At 41.8% G+C, this 21,721-nt stretch carries 16 protein-coding genes; 9 read left to right on the forward strand and 7 right to left on the reverse strand.

Annotated features, from left to right (window positions below; all coding sequences use genetic code 11):
* Positions 1 to 68: 68 nt before the first annotated feature.
* The 3 genes from F9K33_11535 to F9K33_11545 form a co-directional block, all read right to left on the reverse strand.
* Positions 69 to 1,817 carry a hypothetical protein gene (locus F9K33_11535; GenBank protein ID KAB2878880.1) on the reverse strand — a complete coding sequence of 583 codons (1,749 nt, stop codon included), beginning with the start codon at positions 1,815 to 1,817 and terminating at the stop codon, positions 69 to 71.
* 122 nt (positions 1,818 to 1,939) lie between these two features.
* Positions 1,940 to 4,756, reverse strand: a complete 2,817-nt coding sequence (locus F9K33_11540) for a DEAD/DEAH box helicase (GenBank protein ID KAB2878881.1) — start codon at positions 4,754 to 4,756, stop codon at positions 1,940 to 1,942.
* A 45-nt stretch (positions 4,757 to 4,801) separates the two neighbouring features.
* Complete coding sequence (locus F9K33_11545) at positions 4,802 to 5,995, reverse strand: amidohydrolase (protein ID KAB2878882.1); 1,194 nt, start codon at positions 5,993 to 5,995, stop codon at positions 4,802 to 4,804.
* A gap of 77 nt (positions 5,996 to 6,072) precedes the next feature.
* Between F9K33_11545 and F9K33_11550 the strand changes: the two genes are divergently transcribed.
* Positions 6,073 to 6,327 carry a hypothetical protein gene (locus F9K33_11550; GenBank protein KAB2878883.1) on the forward strand — a complete coding sequence of 85 codons (255 nt, stop codon included), beginning with the start codon at positions 6,073 to 6,075 and terminating at the stop codon, positions 6,325 to 6,327.
* On the opposite strand, the gene F9K33_11555 is transcribed toward F9K33_11550, so the two are convergent.
* Positions 6,320 to 6,766 (reverse strand): YbjN domain-containing protein, encoded by a 447-nt coding sequence (locus tag F9K33_11555; protein KAB2878884.1) that lies wholly within the window; start codon positions 6,764 to 6,766, stop codon positions 6,320 to 6,322. The genes F9K33_11550 and F9K33_11555 overlap by 8 nt on opposite strands.
* 15 nt (positions 6,767 to 6,781) lie before the next feature.
* Complete coding sequence (locus F9K33_11560) at positions 6,782 to 7,672, reverse strand: SDR family oxidoreductase (protein ID KAB2878885.1); 891 nt, start codon at positions 7,670 to 7,672, stop codon at positions 6,782 to 6,784.
* A 501-nt stretch (positions 7,673 to 8,173) separates the two neighbouring features.
* Between F9K33_11560 and F9K33_11565 the strand changes: the two genes are divergently transcribed.
* Positions 8,174 to 8,386 (forward strand): hypothetical protein, encoded by a 213-nt coding sequence (locus tag F9K33_11565; GenBank protein ID KAB2878886.1) that lies wholly within the window; start codon positions 8,174 to 8,176, stop codon positions 8,384 to 8,386.
* A 243-nt stretch (positions 8,387 to 8,629) separates the two neighbouring features.
* On the forward strand, positions 8,630 to 10,108 hold the full coding sequence (locus F9K33_11570; GenBank protein KAB2878887.1) for a UDP-N-acetylmuramoyl-L-alanyl-D-glutamate--2,6-diaminopimelate ligase: 1,479 nt from the start codon (positions 8,630 to 8,632) through the stop codon (positions 10,106 to 10,108).
* Between the two features lie 84 nt (positions 10,109 to 10,192).
* On the opposite strand, the gene rpsT is transcribed toward F9K33_11570, so the two are convergent.
* Positions 10,193 to 10,447 (reverse strand): 30S ribosomal protein S20, encoded by a 255-nt coding sequence (rpsT, locus tag F9K33_11575; protein KAB2878888.1) that lies wholly within the window; start codon positions 10,445 to 10,447, stop codon positions 10,193 to 10,195.
* 197 nt (positions 10,448 to 10,644) lie between these two features.
* Between rpsT and F9K33_11580 the strand changes: the two genes are divergently transcribed.
* The 3 genes from F9K33_11580 (at position 10,645) to F9K33_11590 (ending at position 16,774) form a co-directional block, all read left to right on the forward strand.
* Entirely contained in the window at positions 10,645 to 12,477 is a 1,833-nt protein-coding gene (locus F9K33_11580; GenBank protein ID KAB2878889.1) for an ABC transporter substrate-binding protein, read from the forward strand.
* A 24-nt stretch (positions 12,478 to 12,501) separates the two neighbouring features.
* A complete protein-coding gene (locus F9K33_11585) occupies positions 12,502 to 12,783 on the forward strand; it encodes a lamin tail domain-containing protein (protein ID KAB2878890.1) in 282 nt (93 codons plus the stop codon).
* A 199-nt stretch (positions 12,784 to 12,982) separates the two neighbouring features.
* Positions 12,983 to 16,774 carry a hypothetical protein gene (locus F9K33_11590; protein ID KAB2878891.1) on the forward strand — a complete coding sequence of 1,264 codons (3,792 nt, stop codon included), beginning with the start codon at positions 12,983 to 12,985 and terminating at the stop codon, positions 16,772 to 16,774.
* Between the two features lie 13 nt (positions 16,775 to 16,787).
* Here the strand turns inward: F9K33_11590 and F9K33_11595 are convergent, their stop codons facing one another.
* Positions 16,788 to 17,111 (reverse strand): winged helix-turn-helix transcriptional regulator, encoded by a 324-nt coding sequence (locus F9K33_11595; GenBank protein ID KAB2878892.1) that lies wholly within the window; start codon positions 17,109 to 17,111, stop codon positions 16,788 to 16,790.
* A gap of 172 nt (positions 17,112 to 17,283) precedes the next feature.
* Between F9K33_11595 and F9K33_11600 the strand changes: the two genes are divergently transcribed.
* From F9K33_11600 to F9K33_11610, 3 genes are all read left to right on the forward strand, one after another.
* Positions 17,284 to 18,612, forward strand: a complete 1,329-nt coding sequence (locus F9K33_11600; protein KAB2878893.1) for a TolC family protein — start codon at positions 17,284 to 17,286, stop codon at positions 18,610 to 18,612.
* 70 nt (positions 18,613 to 18,682) lie between these two features.
* Entirely contained in the window at positions 18,683 to 19,765 is a 1,083-nt protein-coding gene (locus F9K33_11605) for an efflux RND transporter periplasmic adaptor subunit (protein KAB2878894.1), read from the forward strand.
* Positions 19,762 to 21,721, forward strand: a 1,960-nt coding sequence (locus F9K33_11610) for an efflux RND transporter permease subunit (protein ID KAB2878895.1), incomplete at its 3' end; no start/stop codon positions are given. The genes F9K33_11605 and F9K33_11610, both read left to right, overlap by 4 nt.

Raw genomic sequence — 21,721 nt, forward strand, 5'->3', positions numbered from 1 at the left:
TTCATTACCACTAAAAAAGGCAAGGAAAATTCCTTGCCTTTTTTGTTTTCGATATTGTTTGCTTCTGTTCACATAACGCCCCGAAACTGCGCAATCATTTTTCGTGCATACTCAAGGCTTTGATCGTTGGGATGATTTCTTATGAATTCCTGGATAATCTTAACGCCCTCATCAGCTCCGCGTAGCTCTTTGGTAATATAGGCTATATCGCGAATCACGGGAAAATAGTCCGGTGTTAAAGTTCGCGCTTTTTCATATACTTCAAGGGCTTTCTTATAGTCTTTTTTCAAATATGCGAGATAACTCCCATAGTAATAATATCCTTCCCTGTCATCAGGATATAATTCGGTAATCAGCCGATAGTTTCTTTCGCATTCCTCAACATCATTCTCAAACCAGCCAAGATTACCCTGAAAAATCAACGCCTCCTTACTGGTTCTACCTCTGAATTTGTCTTTGAAACGAAAAGCTTTTTGCCCATAGACCGCAGAAAGAGAGTCTTCTTTATTAAATGATGCATTGCATGAAATAAGCGAATAGGCTAGGGCGAAATTGGTATCAATTTCAACGGCTTTAATCATTTCATCTATGCCTGGATGAAATAAACCGCTCATAGACATCTCCCAGCCACGGACCAAATAAGAATACGCTTCAAGTGACTTAGTGGTAAGTTCGTTGATAGAGAGAAATTTAAATTTCGATGTGTCTTTCAAAGAAAATTCGTCACTGATCTTCATCTGAAATTTCATACACAGAGAGTCGATCAATCTTCCGAGAATACTTTCCTCCTTGACTTCCTGCAGAACAAAAGAGCCTAATAATCTTTCCTCCTCAAGGTCGTTCAGATCTGCAGCCAAAATGAAGGTATCTCCAAATTTTTTTAAACTGCCTGTTATCATAAGCCTGCTATTGGTCTCCTTTGCTACCTTTTCAGCAAGCTCCTTTTTTCCTGCGATACTTTGATCGTCTATCTGAAGTTCTTTCATTGCCCTGGCGATACGTAGAGGACTGACCAACTGAACTGCAGGAAACTCGTAAAATTTCTGTACCATTGCGTCGTTAATTACCCTGCCGATTTGTACTTTCTGAAATCGTTCATCACCGGTATCGTCTGAAAAGGCAATGACAGCTAAGGTCGGCCTTTTAGCCGGTTCCTGTTTTTTTTGAATTGATGGAACTAAGACAAGCCAAACAGCAGCGACAATAGCTGCCGCCACACACAGTCCTACAGCCACTTTAAAATATTTTTTTTTATGGGTCATTTTGGTTCGCGGCCCCAGACTTGCTGTTTTAATTTGCGTCGGATCCCATACCACTTCGTACAGGTGAATAGGCCTGCTGATATTTTTTAATTCTTTAACACCATGGTCTTTGAAGTGATAGGATAATTTCCCAAGTGCAATGGAGTAAATATCATGCGATATAAAAATTTCACCTGGCCCTGCTACAGACTCAATTCGGCTCGCTATATTCACGCCGTCACCGAAAACGTCCTGCCCGCGGTAAATAACGTCCCCAACGTGAATGCCGATCCGAACCGATACCCTATCGTAGGGGTCAACGAGGCGATCTCTTTCAGTTAACTTCTGTTGTATATCCACAGCGCAGTTAACCGCATTAAACACACTGTCAAAATCAGCAAGAAAAGCATCCCCGATCGTTTTAATGATATTTCCTTTGTAACTTTGAATCTTTTCTTCAAGTATCTTATTGTGCTCATTCAGTAACTGTAGGGCATGGTCCTCATTTTCCTGCACCTTCTTACTATAGCCTACCATATCGGTGAACATGATAACAGAAAGTTTACGCGCCTCCATCGGTCGCCTCCAAAGATGAATGAATACGATAATTCTCGAGAAAATAATTAACGAACTTATTGCTCAGAAACGGTCGGAAGAGTATGTGTTTCAAAGGAACTTAATCAGGTAAGTAGACTAATCTATATATAAGATGTGAAAAAATCACTCATTTTTTTTAGAAGCATACTTTCGGATGAAATTGTTTGAGCGGCCGCAGGAAGTGAGTTTAAAAAAAGTCTCCCGTAGTTTTTCGATATGACACGGTTGTCCAAAATAACGACGATCCCACGATCCGATCTGCTGCGGATCAGCCGGCCAAATCCTTGTCTGAATTTTATTACGGCTTCCGGAACGGAATAATCAAAAAAAGAATTGCCTCCCATTGATGTAACCCTCTCCATTTTAGCTGCAACCAGCGGATCGCTTGGAACTTCAAACGGTAATTTGGTGATGATCAATATTTCCAGTGACTCTCCGGGAACATCAACACCTTCCCAGAAACTGTCCGTACCGAACAATACGGAAGTTCTCTCGTCAAAAAAACGCTGTGTAACATTGCTGCGCGATCCGTCCTGCCCCTGCATGAGAAGAGTGATCGAACGGTTCTTTAACCGGCGCTTCATATCACGATAGCACTTATTCATCATGGCATACGAAGTAAACAGCGCCAGCGTTCCTTTTTCGTTTTCCAATATAATTTTTTCAATTAAAGTTGAACTTGCGTCGCTAAAGTCCGCAGACGAGGGATCCGGGAGAAAGGACGGGATAAAAATACGGCACTGGTCATTGAAATCAAACGGCGACCCTACGGAAAATTGTTTTACATTGTCTAGTTCCATCAACCCGGAGCGGCTTTTATAATAATTAAAATTTCCAGCGACGGATAAAGTTGCTGACGAGAAAACGCAGGTATTTAATTTCTCGTACAACCGGGCTTTTAAAATATCGGCCACGTTCAACGGCACACCGTAAAATCGTATATCATATGAACGCTCTTTGGCAGGCAACTCATACCAATAGACATAATCTATGTCGTTGGAGTCTGACAGGAACTGTGCGGTCTCGAGTATTTTTTTTAATTCATCGCGTTTCAATATGAGCATATCCTTCATCGTATCGCCGTCTTCAAAAATATCCGACTTCCAGTCTTTCATCCTGTCGATCAGCTTCAGCAGAGCGTCATCCAATTGAGCTGACGTCGCAAAAAATGCACTTAATTCGTCTTTCGTATTTTTCCAAATAGCATTCTTTGAATCATATCGAAGCTTGTTTTCACGTGATCTGGTCTTAAGAACGGAAGTGTCTTCGAAATCAACGGAACGTCCGCTGGTGGCCTCAATAGTCAGTTGGGTAAATAATTCCTGGGTCTTGATCCAAAATTCAGTGCAAGCCATGGTTGCTTCGGCCAGCAATGAGCTATAACCCGTCGACTCGCCCTTACTCAATCGACTTCCTGTTAATTTTTGTTTTAATTGAAGCAGAACGCCCGATTCCAACTGATCTCTTTCATACAGACTTATAACAAAGTTTTTTACAGACCATAGGGATAAACCTACGCCAAGATAATTCTGGGCCGTTTTTTCAACATGATGCGCTTCATCGATTATTAAATTAGTATAATCGCCAAGAATCGCATTTTCTGAGATAATGTCTGAGAATAGAAGCGAATGATTCACAACAGTTACTTGCGCCTTGCGCGCTGCATCACGAATTTTCTTAACAAAGCATTCGTCGGATGAATTACATTTTTGTGCCTGACAATAGGCGCTTTCAGACGCCAGTTTATTCCATACGGACATATTTTGTTCATGCTGAAATCCGCTGCACTCGCTGATGTCACCGGTCTGAGTCCGGTCTATCCAAAAAATGACTGGCAGTACCTTTTCTCTCTCCGTCGGCGTCAAATGCCCGGCAGGATCAAGACATATCGTTTTCCACTTTTTCATACAAATGTAATTACCCCGCCCTTTGAGCAAAACCGCGTAAAATGGTATTGGAAGGATTTTTCTCAGCTGCGGGATATCTTTGTAAAACAGCTGTTCCTGTAAATTTTTTGTATGCGTACTGATGACGACGGATTCGCCCGCATGACTATTCTGAGACGTCCAATATATGGCCGGCACTAAATAGGCCAGGGACTTGCCCGTACCGGTTCCGGCTTCGGCCAAGACGAATTGAGACTGATTAAAAGCTGCCGCAATGGCCAAAGCCAACTTCACTTGCTGCGCGCGTTCTTCGTAGTTGTCAAAATGGGCGTTTAATAATCCCCCGTGCTCAAACACCGTATGTATCGCTTTTTCAGGAACGGGCTGAGCTGAATCAGGTTCAGAGTCAGCCGAATCGTCGCCAATGGTGTTAGACGGAAGTAATGGGATTTTTACTTTAGGGAATTGGAATGCAGTGGGTGCACCCGCTTTATTGTGTTCTGCGATCTTCTTAAACAGAATTTTCAGAGGAGACCGGCTATGCTCTGTGAACTTTACAAGAAGAGATAATTTCCTTAAATCCACACGCGCCAGCCCTTCGATCAGATAAAGAACAATGACAATGAGTTTTTCCGAGGAGGTGTGTTTTTTTTCAAAAGGAAATTCAATTACGTTTTCAATATTTTCTATTGAATAAGCCGTTAGATCCGGAAAGAGTATTCGGGTCAATTCCAGAGCATCCCAAAGCTGGCGAACAGAAAAAAACTCCTCTATCGCCTTATGACCACGACTTTTGCTTAAGCAATCCAGCGTAAACTCGCTGTCAAAAAATATCCACGGCACATCGTTCGGCAAATCATCAATTCTTTCAAGAAAATCATCTGGTATCCGGCCGGAATATATTTTTTTCACAGAATAATCTGTAAAACGGCTGGCGTCAACAATCAAGTCGTCCGATTTAGGTTTGCTTTGTTTTCGAATTGACAAAGAAATAAAATCGTTCAGCCCAATATGTGTCAACAGTTTCTTCAATTGGAGTCTTGGTATAACGGTGAGTACGTAAGGATCATTAAGTGCCTAGTCAAAGTATCGCAGCAACACGTGGCTCATGAGTTCAACGGTGCGGTTTATTGCTCGTTCATCGATATTGAATTTAGAATTATGGAGCGGATGACTGTTTTCAGGCGCCGAGCACACGCCAATTCTTAAAAAATAGATCGGGCATTTTTCTCTGTAATAAGCAAAATCCTCGCTTGCCGTCATGGGGTATTTTAGTTTTTCAATGGACGTTTCTCCAAACACATCACGGATCGTTGCTTCGATTAGCCGGCCCAGCGCAGGGTCGTTGATGACCGGCGGGGCATTTGGAGTAATTTTTATATCGCATTCGGCTCCATACATGCCGCACATCTCCTTGGTCACACGTTCTATCAAGGTACGTAGTTTTATTCTGTCTTCTTCAGCAAAAGTTCTGAAGGTTCCCGAAAAATGACAAGTTTCAGGTATGATATTGTGCGCCGTTCCGCCGTGAAAGCTGCACACGGAAATGACCGTGGGATTTTCCAAACTGCTGAAATGACGGCCTTGAATCTGATAAATCGCATTCACGGCCTGCATCGCAACAAAGACCGTATCTATCGTGTCATGCGGACGTGCGCCATGCCCGCCTTTGCCCTTGACTACTATATCAAAAAAATCAACCGAAGCCATCATGGCCTCGTCCTTAATACCAAACGTACCCATCCTAAGGCTTGGATCGACGTGAATTCCAAAAATAGCTTCTACATCATCAATGACGCCTTCTTTAACTACCAATTCAGCTCCTCCGCTCAACGCTTCTTCCGCAGGCTGAAATATGAATTTAATATTCCCTTTCAACTGATTTTTCATCTTGTTCAAGAGCAGCAATGTTCCGCTAACGATCGCCGTATGCACGTCATGTCCGCACGCATGCATAACGCCCGTGTTCTCACTTGAATACGGAGCGCCCGTTTCTTCTATGAGGGGCAAGGCGTCAAGATCGCATCGGAAAGCTATTTTTCTCGAAGACGTCGGCGAGCCTAATTCAACAAGCAATCCGGTATTAGCGATTCCTTTTTGAACTTCTATACCTTCCTTTTCCAAAATACCTGCGATGTATGCCGCGGTGCCGTGTTCGTTATGGCTTAATTCAGGGAAGCGATGAATATGCCGGCGAATATCAATGATCAGATCCTCTATTCGCTCTAATTCGCCAGCAATAGCTGATTTTCTATTTATTGAATTCTGCATTATTTATTTTGCAATTATGCGTGTTTTTTTTTTAAATTAAGTAAACTTTTTAACTCAAACCGGTTTGGGTTACAGATATGAATATCAATACAAAAGAAAAATCCATCATTTTGGCTCGAGAAATCCATGAAGCCATGGAAACCCTGGAAGTTGCATTAAGCGCCGGAGCAGAGGATCGCGAAATAATCGAGGCAAAAAACATTGTTGCTAACGTGTTGCGAAGCCACAAAACTTTTTTGGACAGTCTTTCCGGTTCAGAAAAGGAAGACGCTCATAAACTCTTTTCGAAAAAGATCGAAGATATGGCGTCCAGGGCCCAGGCGCTCAAGTAACGCTTCCTCCAAACTCATTTTTGAGCATATCGTCATACTGATCTGCATACCATCCTACGCGATCAAAAGTACTCCGGCATTCTTTCTTATCCATCCCTTCGCATTCACGCAAAATCCTTAACCACACCCAACCTTGATTGATCGAAAAACTTGCCGAATACATTTGATGGTTTAGTTTCAATAATTTCTCATAAAGTTTATTCGGATCGGAAGCTGTAATCATCATCACTGGCGCCGCGACACAAAAATATGATAACCCCTCCGCTGTCGTGTAAACGTCAGCCAATATCTTGGCGGAGCCTTTTGCCAAATTCCATTGGCCCGGAATAACTTCACCATGCGTATCAAGTGTACGACACTGCTCAGCTCGAGTGCCTAATTCCGTTATGACCTCTTCGACCATGTCGTAATATCTGTCTAATTCCTTCTGTGCAGACATGAATTACTCCTTTTATTACAGGCAGAAAATGGAACGGATTCCTTCATCCACGGACTGGATAGGGGTTTTCAGCGTTTTTAACGCGAGGCTGATATTCATCGAAACATCTTTGGGGCGCTTAGATAGAGACTGCATCTCTTCTGTTTTAATACCGACAATCGCTGCATCAGGTAATTTCAGATGATGCGCCAGACGCAGTCCAAAATCGTAGCGGCTAATCCTTTCCGGTCCGGCCAAATGAATCATTCCCTGATAAGTGTTTGACGCTAACTCCATTAAACATTCCGCCGCATTGCTTATATTCATCATGGAGCGAAACTGATCTTTGAACAATGTCACTGAATCTTGATTTCGTAATCCGTTATATAGTGTATCGAAAAAATTCAACCGTTGATTTAAGTTGAAACCATACAACAATCCAAGCCTTGCCGTTACATAATTCGCAGTCGTAAATTTTTCCAGTATATCGTTTTCTACTTCTAATTTTGTGTCACCGTAAAAATTGACCGGACAGGTTTTGTCCTCCTCGGAATAATCCCCTTTTTCGCCATCAAACACTAAATCCGTGGAAGTGTAAACAAAGCGGACCGCGTTTAGATTGGCATAGGTAATGATCTCACCCGTCGCCTTCACGTTGATCTGCCATGCATCCAACTTGCGTTTCTCACACTCATCCGGAGACGAAAGTGCCATCGTATGGATGATGCACGTTGGATTAATACGCGTCAGCATCGGAAGGATTGAGTTTCTTGCGTCCGTAAAATGCCAGAATATTTTATGAAAATTAGGGTTGAGCGCATGATACGTCGAGTGCACTTCGTCCCATTTCCCAGACTTCAGAGCAATTCGAACCAGATGGCTCCCTAAATTTCCAGTGCCACCTGTAATTAGTAATATCTGAGGCATTTTTCTAGTTCTCTCTTATCCGTGTTAAAAAAATTAATTATATACAGTTCAAAATGCAAGCATAAAAACATAAGTTTTATTAACTTATGGCTGTCTCATAATGAGGCATTTTTAATTTTTTGATACACAAAATGTTAAGTATTTAATTGCTGCAAGTTCTAATAAACTATTGATTTAAATCATATTAGCGAGAGCACTAAATACGGCACAATCTATGCCTATATTATAGTTGTTCATTAAATGATTCGAAACTGTTTAAGCAAATGTTGACCATAACAGAAAGTACAGACGGGGAGTTGATGACGATGAGAACCAAAAATATCTTCCGCATAATTGGATTTGTGGCCTTATTCCTCATCGTGATGCTCGTCGCTTACATTTTTTATAATCCTACGATTTTAATGGGCGTAGCCGGAATATTAGTTCCCACAGGATTATTTGTATTATTACTGCTTGCATTTTATTTGTTAATTCTAAGTACCAAATATTAATCAGTTGATCATGAAAAGCCTTGCATTAGAAAAAAGAACTGTATTCGTCATCACCGGAACCAATGAAAAGAGCATAAGCGAGGCAAAGTTTAAACTCGCCGGTTTAAAATTTGGATATGGAAGACTTGATCAAGCCCACTATTGGAGTCTGCCGTTTGAAAACAGCATTCTTGGGTTCGAAATTCTGAAAAATTTATTTAACAACGTTAAGCGCATCTACTAGTACCTATTCCGACTAAGACCTCCTTCAGCCTGGTGCATCGCACCGGGCTTTTTTTTTTGAATCCTTTGGCAAGCAATTCACTTGCTAAAAAAGGTTAGTTTAGGTACTATTCCTTATAATTTTTCATCGTTGTGAAAACATCCATTGTTTTCCATTCCGAACACTGTTCAGTAACATCCGGGCACCGGCATATGATAGTTATTAACAGACAGCCCGTTTGAATTTCTACTGACTATTAGCATCATGAAAAAACATCTTTCTGAACTTCTATCAGTTACAGTCAAACAAGTTCATGGTAAGACCGACGTTTGGGTAACGGGATTTTCTTCCGACTCACGTCAGATCAAATCAGATAACATGTTTTTTGCAATTAAGGGCGAGCAAACGGACGGTAACAAGTTCATTCAGGTTGCGATAAAAAACGGAGCATCCGTTATTGTCTCTGAAGTCCCATTAGAAAAAGCATTAGACGCCGTTTATGTTCAGGTCACTGATATCTATCAATTCATGGCAGAATCCTCAGCTCTCTTTTATGATACAAACGATCCCGCATTGACCATCATCGGCGTAACCGGGACGAACGGGAAAACGACCACGGCACATTTCATTTGCGAGATTTTAAAGTCATTTTCAATTAAAACGATCTTCATTGGTACAACCGGAATTGAGATCTGCGATAAAGTATTTCACACGGATTATACGACGCCGCCAGCGTACGAACTCCACCGCATTCTAAGAGAAGGCATTGATCTGCAAGCATCGCATGTTATCATGGAGGTCTCTTCCCACGCGTTAAAATATAAACGAGTTTGGGGACTGAAGTTCGACGCCGCCGTTTTTACCAATTTAACGCACGAACACCGTGAAATTCATCCCTCAATGGAAGATTATTTTCAAACCAAACTCAAACTGTTTTCAATGTTAAAAGTTGCTGGTGTCGGGCTGACCAACGCTGATGATAAATATGGAAAACAAATCATCCATGAGTGTCGGAACGTTAAATTGTATGATTATGGTCATACAGCTGACAAAATAAAGGTCGTGCACCTGGCCTACATCGAAGGAACCCGCAGCCAGTCAATTGTCTATGAAATTGGCGGAATTCAGTACGACTTCAACATTCCTATGATCGGCGCTTATAATGCATACAATGCTCTAGCCGCGGCAGAGACACTCGCAACTTTAAAATTTGACAGAAAAAAAATTCACAATGCATTTATGTCGATTCCGCCAGTTGCGGGTCGTTTGGAGTGGTTCAACATCGGAGAAATAAAGGCCATTATTGATTTTGCGCACACACCGGACGGCCTCGACAAACTTATTAAAGCAGTCCGTGAAATAAGAAAAAATAATGCCAAGATTATTACAATTTTTGGTTGCCCCGGAAGCCGCGATATTTCGAAACGACCTTTGATGGGCAAGATCGCCGTCGAACTCTCCGATTACGTTATTGTCACCACGGATGATATACACTTTGAAAATCCGGATAAAATTATTAGGGATATTGTAAAGGATTTGGAAAAAACTAATCTTGAGACCGTGACGGACCGCAGAGAGGCCATAGCGCGCGCGCTGCAGATCGCCAAAAAGGGCGATTTTTTGCTGATTGCCGGTCGCGGCCATGAAAAGTACCAATACGTAAAGAACCGGAAGATACCATTTTTAGACAAGGATGTCTTATTTGAGGAAGCTGAAAAGGCTGGCTTATGGATCCAAAAATAAAAAGCTGTTTACAAATGTCTGAGTTTCTCAGAATCGAACATCATCCACGCTTGTAAATAGCCTTTTATTATCGTAGACGCAAGTTTACGCCATCGCGCCGACTTTTTTGGCCAGTGCTGATTTCTTGTTCGCGCAGTTGTTTTTGTGAAGAATTCCTTTAACGACCATTTTATCAAGCAAACTCGTGGTCTTCTTTAATAATTCCTGAGCTTCTTTTTTTCCGGCCGCTGACAAAACTGATTTCACAGAATCACGCATTAATTTCTTATAATGGCGATTTTTGTCGTTATCTCTTTCATTCCTTCTTACGCGCTCTTCTGCCGACTTGTGATTAGGCATCTTTGACTATCCTTTTGTTTATAAGTTTATTATCATTAATACATTATATTTTATCATTGCACCTTATAAAGTGGTCGCCAATATATAAAACTAAACCTGAATTGTCAAATTAAAATTTTATTTTGACTGATATTATTATAACGTTTATATTATCCCTGTTCAATTAAACCTACCCTACTGATCATACATTATTGCCCATGAAGCTCATTTATTTCTTGCTAATCCCAAGTTGTTTATCAACCGCATTTTCACAGGATAAATCTTTGAGTGAAAAAATGCTTTTCGATACGGGTCTGACGGCTTATCGTTCCAAGCTCTATCCCACATCTATAAAAACGTTTGAATCAATGATCGCCAATTTCCCGGAGGGTGATCTTTATACTGCCGGACTCTTGATGTTATCGAAATCCTATGAAAAAATGCGCTACTTCAAGAAATCAATAACTGTGGCCGACGAGCTCATTACAGCATATCCGGGCAGTAAGTACATAGATGACGCATTGTACACAAGGGCGCAGAGTTATTATGGAAATGACGATTATACTTCCGCCATTAGGGATTTGTCCCTACTCAAAACAACATCCATAGAAAAGCATTTGCAATCAAGATCCGATTCCTTAATCAGAAGAATAATCCAAAATAATTTGTCCTCCATCCAGATAAGAAATATGATAGCCGAGGACGATGATCCGGAACTTCTTTCTGTTTTGAATTCACAATATGTAACCAATTTGATGTCACAAAAGCGATATGTTCTTTTGCAGAAGTTTATCGAATCTACTCTTCAAAAAGACCCCCAATTATCAACAAATAAAGCCTTTCGTGATATTCTTAAGCAAATAAATAATAAAACAGACGGACCGGTCAGATTTGGATTTATAACTTCTTTAACAGGATCCAACGGTGAGACCGGCAGATCAATCAAAAGCGGCGTCGAGTTGGCAGTTTCTCAGTATAACCGGTTATACACACCGAGCATCGAATTGGTTATTTACGACGACCAATCGGATATCATTCAGGCAATTCATGCGGCTAAAGAACTATCCGCCGCCGACGGCATCTCTGCCATCATCGGACCCGTTGAAAGCAGCGCAATGGCAGCCGCTGCCGTGGTTGCCGATCAGTATCACATCCCTATTATCTCGCCTACCGCTACAAAATCAGGTCTTACGCAAATCGGCCCCTATGTTTATCAAGCCAATGTGAACATAGAATCCCGCAGTGAAGCCATGGCGCATTATGCCGTTGACGTACTCGGCCTGAGGACTTTTGCAATTCTTTCACCTTCCGATTTGTATGGCGACATTGCATCCACCGCTTTCGCACAGTCGGTTGAAAAGCTCGGAGGAAGAATGATCGTGTTTGAAAAATTTTACGATAACACGACCGATTTTAAGGGACAACTTGTACACCTTAGAAAAATGGGTTTTATCGACAGGGCGCTTCGCCAAACCTCTTTCCGTTTCCTTTCTAAACTTACTCCTCAGCAAGTCGATTCTATTTATGCACAACATTATCCCATCGATAGTACTTCAAATGAGGGTGAATATAGCATTCCGATGGAATTTATCGATGCATTGTTCTTACCCGTATATACCGATGATATTAAATACATCGCACCACAACTTGCATTTTATAACATCAAAACGCAGCTGCTTGGGGGCGATAACTGGTACGATCAAACCGAATTGAGACTACATCAAAATTACATAAACGGAGTCATGTTCGTATCCGAGTCGTACCTGGATCCAGGTAATCCGGAAGTTAAAGCGTTTAATGAAGCGTTTAGAAAAACCTATGGAGTCTTGCCGTCGCGCGAAGCAGCGTATGGTTTTGACCTGATGAATATGCTTTCGGCTTTTGTGCACTCAGGATATTATACAAGTGAAGAAATACAAATTGAACTTAATAAAGGTTCAATATGGCGAGGAATTCACAACAGGATAATATTTACAAACGACTCGCGAGTCAATTCATCCGTTCATATCCTGCAATTTTCTAACGGGCAAATAAAAAAAGCCTCTGAATAGATCTTTGTTACACTATCCTATCGTATGCACATAAAACATCTCATCAAGAAAATCTGCATATTTTTTTTACTGCTGTACCTGTGCGCGCCAGAATTGCTTTCGGCACAGACGGACAGCGTGACGATCACGGAGGTAATGTTCAATCCAAACTCTACAAACAACGAGTTTGTAGAGATTTATAATTACGGTTCCACTCCCATTGACTTGACGGGTTGGAGACTCTATGATTATCAGGACGTTGATACGTTGAAAGATTTCGGGCAAGGGTTAATTCTTGCTCCAAAACAATTTGCGGTAATTTTTTGAAAGCGATTATGACACAGCGGCTGGAATATACAAAACACTTATTCCGCTTTCTGCTCTCATCGTTAGAGTTAACGATACCCAAATTGGGAACGCACTTGGCAACAATGGCGATAATGTAATCCTTGTACGGTCGATCGGCGACACCTTATCCAAATATACATATACCAGCGCAAACACAACGGGTATATCGGATGAAAAAATGAATGTTGCTGACTCATTAAATTCGGCATCAAATTGGACAGATAGTAAGACAACAAATGGAACACCTGGCAATTATCCCGAACTAGATCTTTCAATTAAGGAACAGCGACTTATTTTTGTCCCAACAGAGCCCCCGACAAATTCTACGGTCAATATAACTGCAATAGTCAATAACATGGCTATCCGCGGAGCAGACAGTTTTAAAGTTAAGTTTTACGAGGACCTTAATAGAAATTACAATGCAGAAGATGGTGAGGAATTAGATTCAGTCAACCATTTAACATCGCTGAATTTCGCCGATTCGGCTACGGTGTCGGTAAATTCTTCCTCACTTTCAAGCGGGACACATGTTTTCCTTGCGAAAATTGTTAATATATTTCCTAATGCAGACACTTCACTGTCCAATAATACAGTTATTGACTCCGTTTCAACAGTTCCCGCAATGGATCTTTCTGTGAGTACGTCATTTCTCACTTTTACTCCGTCGAATCCAAAAGTCGGAGACAACTTGCAAGTCATTTCGAGGATAAAAAATACAGGTTTAACTGCAACTACTGATTTTACGGTAAAATTTTATGAGGATATCAACCGTAATGTGTTTCCGGACGCAAACGAATTCATAGATTCGGTCAACTTTGCGGGTATTCTAAATACAAACGATTCCATGAATGTCTCGATAATGGTAAATGGTATAACATTCGGCTGGCATCCGTATCTGGCCAAAATTATTCCTTCGAGCGTCATACCGCTAGTAGACGAGGTCAGTTCCAATGATCAGCGTATGGATTCCGTAAACGTCACGATTCCCGATTCGATCACCCTTACGGAGGTGATGTTTAAACCAATTAGCGGTGAGGATTTTGACGAATTTATAGAAGTATATAACTACAGCAATCAGCCGATAGACCTGCTAAATTGGCGCGTTCGAGATAACAGTGCAATGGATACGTTGAAAAATGCAGGTTCCGGTACCATATTAAATCCAGGTCAATTTGCTGTAATATTTCATCAAGGTTACGATCTTGTAAACGGCTTATATAAAGATATTTTTCCAGTCGGGGCGCTCCCACTGAAAGTTCACAGCGGATTAATAGGAAACGGTTTAGGAAATTCGGCCGATTCCGTAAAATTAGTGAATTCGATAGGAGATACGATCTCGCGATATGCCTGGTCGGTGTCGAGCGGTTTCACGTCAGGTATTTCGCACGAGAAAAAAAATTTAAATAACGATAACTCTCCGTCAAATTGGATAAATAGCATTTATATAAATGGTACACCCGGATTTTTAAATAGCGTGACGCCAAAACAATTTGATCTTTCGATACTACCCCATGATATTGCTTTTTCACCGGCCTATCCGGTTTCCGGTCAGATGTTTTCAATCTCAGGGCGGCTTTACAATATCGGCGAAATGCCCACCGGCAGTTTTTCAGTGAATATTTACCGTTATGTTGACCAGGACTCGATATTGCTTTCGTCCTTCAATTCAACCGGTTTAGCTCCGGGAGACTTTGTCGTAATAGCGGCGTCCGATACATCTGTTGTTGAAGAACAGCAAATTCTTATCCGTATTATTTATCCGTCAGATGAAAATTTACAAAACAATGTTGCACTCAAAAAAATTGTATTGGGCGCGAAACGATTTTCCGTTGTCGTCAATGAAATTAATTACCTCCCCTCTTCAACTTCTACAGAGTGGATCGAACTGTATAACCGCAGTCCGGATTCCGTCAACTTAAAAAAATGGAAATGGAGCGATGAGGCAAATATTAATTCTCCGAAGTCCATAACAACGTCTAATTATTGGCTCAAATCAGACGGCTATGTTTTACTTGTCAAAGATTCCGCTTTGTTTAATAATTTCTACGCCAACGTTCCTGCTCACAAATTTTATATGAATACAAACTTTTCCTCATTAAATAATTCGGGCGATTTGATTGTCCTTTTCGATAGCCTTGATATTCCGATTGATAGTCTGTTTTATGAACCTACCTGGGGAGGCGGTGCGGATATTTCCTTAGAGCGGGTCATCGCAGATTCTGCGTCGACCATTCCATCGAACTGGCGGTCTTCCGAAGCCTATCACCAGGCAACGCCGGGTTCATTGAACAGCCAAACACCGGTTGCATTCGATATCGCGGTACGTCAAAATGATATTACTTTTTCACCGCCGCATCCGGCTGTAAATCAGCCGGTCACCATCACAGCTGTTGTTCGTAATAAAGGCTTACAGGCTATTAATTCATATTTTACTGTAAAAGTATTTTATGACGAGGATGTAAATCAAACTCCTGAACCATCTGAATTAATTGATTCGATAGGAATCAACAGCCTTAACGTTGACGATTCCCAAGCGGTTGAAATAAACTGGACAGTCCCGTCCATTCTTTCCAAAAGAAATTCTCAGCTAGCTGAATCCCGATATATTATTGTTCTGTTGGAATACAGCGGAGACCAACGTATTGAAAACAATTTGACTATCCGAGAACTCAAGATCGGTATCCGTGATCAATCAGTTTTGATCAATGAAATATTGTATGAGCCTGACACATCGCAGGTCGAGTTTATTGAAATTTATAATTTCAACAACACAGCATTGAATCTTCAAAACTGGACGATTTCAGATGCCTCTTCCTCTAAAGTAATCGTAGAACTGCCTCAATATATTTCCACACAACAATTTAGAGTATTAACCGGCGACAGTTCTTTTTTTAGAAATTTTCCATCTGTTCCCGACAGTTTAGTTATAGTTATTCCCTCCATGCCATCCTTAAATAATACGGATGATAAAGTCGTTCTCAAAGACGATGTAGGGAATGTGGTTGACAGCCTGCATTATTACAGTACCTGGGGCGGTCGAAACGGCAAGAGTTTGGAGCGCCGCAGTTCCACTTCGAATACGAATGACCCGGCAAACTGGGTTTCATCTCTGTCTGCAGCCAGATCTACTCCCGCCGCGGCTAACAGCATTTTTCAGGCGCATGCTTATTTACGCAATTCGCTCCTGATAAATGAAATCATGTACAGCCCGTTCACCGGTGAACCCGAATACATAGAAGTTTATAATCCAGCGGACTCAGGAATAAACCTGCTGAACTGGAGCTTGTTGGTTGGGTCTGACAAAACCATTATTGTGTCTGATCATTTTATCCTGCCGTCAAAAGATTATGCAGTTCTTGCCCAGAATACTTCCTTTTCGAATCGTTTTGATATTCCAAATTCTAAAATTCTTTTAACCGAAAGCGGTTTGCCTACGCTTTCTAATTCAGGTAATACGATATTACTTCAAGATCTTGTCGGAAACACTATTGACAGTGTGAACTATTCGCCAAACTGGGGCGGCGGCGAAGGTATTTCGATTGAGCGGATTCGTTCCGACGGAGACGCAAATGTAGCCGGCAACTGGGGATCGTGTGTATTCATTGAGGGTGGAACGCCAGGCGCAATCAATAGTAATATTGCAGGCAGCTTACGAAAAAAAATAAATATCACCGCCTCCCCCAACCCGTTCCTGGTTGATCAGGGGCAGCAAACAAAAATAACGATTGATATACCGGTCGCACAAGCGCGCATGACCGTCAAAATCTACGATAATCAGGGCCGTTTGATCAATACGTTATTAAATAATTCATTGACAGGCAGCCACCGGGAAATCGAATGGGATGGGAAAGACAGAGGTCGTAAAATTGCGAGGATGGGAATATATATTATCTATGTCGAAGTAATTGACGATATTTCCGGTTTTAGTAAGAGCGCAAAACAAACTGTAGTTTTGGCCAGACGATTGTAGTTCGGGCAGAATATCAATATTTTAATGAACTGAGACTTTTTCTTAGATTTTTCTCGATACCTCCACACACGAGATCACATAACTTAAAGATTGATTCATCCGCAATGCTGTAAAAGCTATTTAAGCCTTCTTTTCGGCGTTTCAATATCCCGGCGTCAAACATTAAACCCAGATGTTTTGAAACATTGGCTTGGTTCGCCCCCGTTACTTCGACAATCTGCTGTACGTTCATTTCATGATCATGAAGACTGTGCAGAATTTTAAGGCGCATGGGCTCCGACAATATCTTAAACCGTCCTGCCATAAGATCCAGCGTTTCGTCTGACATATTTTTCATTACCTATTCCTTCATATTAGTCTTGCTTAAATAAAATAGATATAAATTATATGAATATCAAAAACTTTATTGGAGAAATAAATAGTTCCTTCTTGGGAATAATTTTCTTGCATTAGAGTTATTAATCTACTATATTGCTATATAATCATATATATTCTAACAATGAGGAATTATGAAATACAGTTTCTTTTTCATCATAAGCTATGTAACCATGTCGGCAAGTGTATTTGCCTGGTCGATTGGTGGAACAGAATTGAGCCTTTCGGATGCCCTGAAAAGGGCTGAAGAACAGAATTTTGACCTTCGTCTGATGGATACTGAAGTTGAAATTTCCAGCGCCGATTTAAATAAGACCTATTCGCTCTTTCTGCCGCAAATTACGCTATCCGAAACATATGTTGCGACAAACGATCCGCTAAATGTTTTCGGTATCAAACTCAAACAGGAAGTGGTTTCTACCAACGATTTTAACCCCCTGTTGTTAAATGATCCCAAGACTATTAAGAATTATACAACCAAAATTGAAGTCCAACAGCCTTTGATCAACCTTGACGGCCTTTTGGGTCGAGGCGCTGCTTCGGCAGGTCTTAAAGCAAATCAAGAAAAAAGAAAAAGAACGATCGAATATATTCATTTTCAGGTAAAGAAAAGCTATTTCGAGCTCGTGTTGGCACAGGCTAGCCTCAAAGTAATTGACCAATCGCTCGGGGCGGTTAAGGCGTACCGTGATCAGGCAAAGAACTATTACGATCAGGGTCTTATTCATCGTTCGGATTTACTGATGGCTGAAGTTCAGCTCCTGGATGTTGAAAGTAAGAAAATCGAAGCCGCTAATCAGTTGAAAGATGCTACAGAGCGTTTATTATTTCTGATGGGAATACGCGAACCGATAGACATCACGCCATCGGACACGTTGAACTTGCCCTCAAGCGAAACGGCGAATTTAAATATTTCGACTGCCACTGAAAATCGTTCGGATATAAGGGCCATGCGATATGGTATTGCCGCTATGGAAAAAATGCATGCTATGAATCTCTACAAGCTGGCGCCCACGATCAATGCGTTTGGAAGCTACGAAATGAATGAAAACAAATTATTTGGCAGCAAAGGCAAAAACTGGATGGCCGGCGTCATGTTAAAGTGGGAGATATTCAAGGGATGGGATAACTTCGGCGCAATACAAAAAAGTTCCGCTCAATTGCGCAATGCAAAAATTAACTACGACAAGACCCTTCAAAATAACCGAACTGAAACGGCGGCGGCAATGCGTAAACTGGTTGTCATGCAAAAGAAGACGGAGCTGTCAAAAGAATCTGTACAACAGGCCGGCGAAAGCCTGCGTATCATCTCAGATCGTTATGCCAAAGGATTGGAAAAGACATCCGATCTACTTATGGCTGAAGCAACCCTATCCAACGCAAGGCTCAATCATTTACAGGCGCTGTTTGGCTATAACGTCAGCATCTTTTTCCTGGATTTTCTATTGGAAGGCAAGAATTAAATTAAAACACAGATAAGTTTTCTAAAAAAATAAATTATAAACCTTAATCTAAAGGACGAATAGGGGCTCTATGAAAACAACATTGTTAATTACTCTTTATACGATCACAGCGTTATTGGCATCTTGCAGCGGTTCGACTACAGACACCGGCCGCCAGCCCACTCCTCCAAACGTATCCGTACATACCATTACGGCTAGTGAAATACCGCAAGACTTTATTTATACCGGTAATATCGAAGGCGACCGACGCGTAAGTCTTAGCACAAAGATCATGGGTCAGATCATAAGCATGCCTTTTGACGAGGGCTCGCTTGTTGCCGCCGGCCAGTCCGTAGTAAAAATCAAAAGCGATGACATTTCCGCCAAACGCGGCCAAGTCAAAGCCAATCTGACCGAGGCTCAGGCCGCACTGAAAAACGTCGAAATAAATTATCAACGAATAAAATCTCTGTATGAATCTAAAAGTGCGACAAAAAAAGAGATGGATGACATTGAAATGGCCTATCACATGGCCAAGGCGCGCGTTTCTTCTGTAGAAGAAATGGAAAAAGAAGTCAGCGACGTTATGGAATACGGCGACATCGTCACACCAATTAAGGGTTATGTGATAAAAAAGATAGCGCAGGAAGGCGACATGGCCGTTCCGGGCATGCCGTTACTGATAATCGAGGATATGACAACTCTGAAAATTAATACCCGAGTTCCGGAGACCGAAGTTCATCTTTTCAAAAAAGGCGACCGTGTAAAAGTTCATATTGACGCATTACCTGAAACTGAACTGACCGGAAAGGTTGATCAGATCAATCCCGGCGGTAATCCTGCCAGCCGTCAATTTGAAGTCAAAGTCACATTAGACGGCGTTAGTAATGCACATCGTCAGGCGATTAAATCCGGAATGTACGCCCGGGTTATACTTGAGAAAGGTTTTACTAAATCAGTCCTCATCCCTGAAAATATCCTGATCAGGCGCGGCCAATTAGAAGGTGTGTTTGTTATATCGGACAATAACACTGCAATGCTTCGTTGGATCAGAACAGGAAATCAGAACGGAGACCGGATCGAAATTCTATCCGGATTACAAGACGGTGAAAAAATCGTTATAACAAGCGATGTGAAAATTTCAGACGGACAAAAAGTTGAGGTAGCACAATGAATCGAGGATTAGCAGGAAAAATCGCTTACGCATTTATCAATTCCAAACTGACACCGCTGCTTATGGCAGCCTTTCTTGCCATTGGCCTATACAGCGCATATCTGACGCCCAGCGAAGAGGAGCCACAGATCAGCGTGCCTATCGCCGATGTATTTGTTCAATACCCAGGAGCAAGTCCTGAGGAAATTGAAAGCAGAGTAACCAAACCTCTCGAAAAATTAATTTCCAATATTCACGGCGTTGAATATGTTTATTCCATCTCCAACCCGGGTATGGCTATGTTAGTGGTTCGATATTACGTGGGTGAAGATGTCGAGAGAAGCCTTGTTAAACTCTATAATGAATTTGCCAAAAATATGGACAAGATGCCCAAAGGCGCTTCCATGCCGTTGATCAAGTCCAAATCTATCGACGACGTTCCAGTGATTGCCCTTACGATGTGGAGCAAGACGTATGATGATTATCAGATGCGGCGAGTGGCAACGGAGCTTTCGTCGGAAATAAAACAAATCGAACATGTTGCTGAAACCCAGGTGATCGGCGGACGCTCCCGTCAGATTCGCGTCATATTGGACAAATCAAAAATGGCGGCACATCATGTTGATGCTCTTATGATTGCAGGACAAATACAATATGCTAATCAACAATCCGCAGCAGGGAAGTTCAATTGGCAAGACCATGAATTTCTTGTCGAAGCAGGCGGTTTTTTAGAATCCGCGGAGGAAGTCGGCAAGATCGTAATTGGCGTCTATAATGGAAGTCCGGTCTATTTGAGAAATGTTGCGGAAATCGTAGACGGCCCGGAAGAACCCAAGGATTATGTCAGCTTCGGATTTGGTGATCTGGCGGTTCCGGATGAGTTCAAAAATGACGATAAGGAATTTACTGCCATTACACTTTCGGTTTCCAAATCCAAAGGCTCCGATGCGATGAAAATCGCAGAGAAGGTAATAAGTAAAGTTAATGCTCTGAAAGGCGGCCTCATTCCGTCAGATGTCATAATAACAACTACCCGTAATTACGGAGAAACGGCATCGGAAAAAGTCGGCGAACTGCTCAAACATCTCTCCGTAGCAATTCTTGCCGTAACCGTTCTTGTCGCACTGGCCATGGGGTGGCGCAGCGGACTTGTGATTTTTATGACCGTCCCGGTTACGTTTGCTCTGACGTTGTTCGTGTATTATATGTTCGGCTACACGCTTAATCGTATAACCCTTTTCGCGCTTGTATTTGTGACGGGACTCGTAGTAGATGACGCGATCATCGTCGTGGAAAATATGCACCGTCACTTTAAAATGAAACAGCTGCCGTTTCTCCAGGCTGCCATCGCAGCCATCGATGAAGTTGGTAATCCGACGATACTTGCGACTTTCACGGTAATCGCAGCAGTTCTGCCGATGGCTTTTGTTTCCGGATTAATGGGCCCTTATATGAGTCCCATGCCGATCGGCGCATCTCTGGCCATGCTGTTTTCTCTGCTTATTGCTTTAGTCATAACTCCTTGGCTGGTACTTCGATTGTTCAAAAATGAAGAACATGGTCACGCCGAGAAACATTATCGATTAGAAGAAACAAAGATATATAAATGGTATGCCGTTGTAATCACCCCATTGATCGAAAGCAAAAAGAAGCGTTGGCTATTTCTAGGCGGCACGATGTTACTTCTGCTTGCATCAATGTCGTTAATGTATTTCAAATTAGTTGCGGTGAAAATGCTGCCCTTTGACAACAAAAATGAAATTCAGGTGATCATTGATATGCCGGAAGGAACGACATTGGAGCGCACCGCCGCTGTGACCAAAGAAATAGCCGCTTACATCCGTACTCAGCCTGAAGTTGTCAACTACCAGAGTTATGTCGGCACATCCGCGCCAATCAACTTTAACGGGCTCGTCCGTCATTATGACCTTCGACGTGGATCTAACGTTGCTGACATTCAAATGAATCTTTTGTCGA

Source organism: bacterium (assembly GCA_008933615.1).
GTDB lineage: Bacteria > CLD3 > CLD3 > SB21 > SB21 > SB21.

Bases quoted from the DNA above. Each gene is read 5' to 3' on its own strand.
- F9K33_11535 (KAB2878880.1), bottom strand. From the start codon at position 1,817: ATGGAGGCGCGTAAACTTTCTGTTATCATGTTCACCGATATGGTAGGC.
- F9K33_11545 (KAB2878882.1), bottom strand. From the start codon at position 5,995: ATGCAGAATTCAATAAATAGAAAATCAGCTATTGCTGGCGAATTAGAG.
- F9K33_11550 (KAB2878883.1), top strand. From the start codon at position 6,073: ATGAATATCAATACAAAAGAAAAATCCATCATTTTGGCTCGAGAAATC.
- F9K33_11555 (KAB2878884.1), bottom strand. From the start codon at position 6,766: ATGTCTGCACAGAAGGAATTAGACAGATATTACGACATGGTCGAAGAG.
- F9K33_11560 (KAB2878885.1), bottom strand. From the start codon at position 7,672: ATGCCTCAGATATTACTAATTACAGGTGGCACTGGAAATTTAGGGAGC.
- F9K33_11565 (KAB2878886.1), top strand. From the start codon at position 8,174: ATGAAAAGCCTTGCATTAGAAAAAAGAACTGTATTCGTCATCACCGGA.
- F9K33_11570 (KAB2878887.1), top strand. From the start codon at position 8,630: ATGAAAAAACATCTTTCTGAACTTCTATCAGTTACAGTCAAACAAGTT.
- rpsT (KAB2878888.1), bottom strand. From the start codon at position 10,447: ATGCCTAATCACAAGTCGGCAGAAGAGCGCGTAAGAAGGAATGAAAGA.
- F9K33_11580 (KAB2878889.1), top strand. From the start codon at position 10,645: ATGAAGCTCATTTATTTCTTGCTAATCCCAAGTTGTTTATCAACCGCA.
- F9K33_11585 (KAB2878890.1), top strand. From the start codon at position 12,502: ATGCACATAAAACATCTCATCAAGAAAATCTGCATATTTTTTTTACTG.
- F9K33_11590 (KAB2878891.1), top strand. From the start codon at position 12,983: ATGAATGTTGCTGACTCATTAAATTCGGCATCAAATTGGACAGATAGT.
- F9K33_11595 (KAB2878892.1), bottom strand. From the start codon at position 17,111: ATGAAAAATATGTCAGACGAAACGCTGGATCTTATGGCAGGACGGTTT.
- F9K33_11600 (KAB2878893.1), top strand. From the start codon at position 17,284: ATGAAATACAGTTTCTTTTTCATCATAAGCTATGTAACCATGTCGGCA.
- F9K33_11605 (KAB2878894.1), top strand. From the start codon at position 18,683: ATGAAAACAACATTGTTAATTACTCTTTATACGATCACAGCGTTATTG.